The sequence below is a fragment of the Pseudomonas sp. 2995-1 genome, assembly GCF_002742505.1.
In the GTDB taxonomy this organism is placed as follows: domain Bacteria; phylum Pseudomonadota; class Gammaproteobacteria; order Pseudomonadales; family Pseudomonadaceae; genus Aquipseudomonas; species Aquipseudomonas sivasensis.
Genome location: NZ_LJSA01000558.1, coordinates 1 through 281 on the forward strand (window position 1 = coordinate 1; position 281 = coordinate 281).

At 32.7% G+C, this 281-nt stretch carries 1 protein-coding gene; it reads right to left on the reverse strand.

The annotated features are described in order from the left end of the window. A partial coding sequence (locus tag AOA61_RS27795) for an alpha/beta fold hydrolase (RefSeq protein WP_218197395.1) occupies positions 1 to 253 on the reverse strand: 253 nt, incomplete at its 3' end. Positions 254 to 281: the final 28 nt, after the last annotated feature.

Below are 281 nucleotides of genomic sequence, written 5' to 3' on the forward strand. Positions count from 1 at the left end.
CGATTAACGATGCATATCTTTCAAAAGAATAAATGAATTTTGTTGATTTTTCACTTCTTCCAAACCCCGGTAAATCAATAGAAATCACAGAATAGTTCTTCGCTAATAGGGGGGCTAATTTATTGAATGTATAGGTGGAAGAAGCAAATCCATGAATGAGTAAAATTGGAGGCTTCTCACTTATTGAGTACTCACAATATATGTCCATACCAGCTATTTTTATAAATGTTGAGTTAAATGGAAAACTAGTCACCTTGAAAATTCCTCCTAATGCTATATGT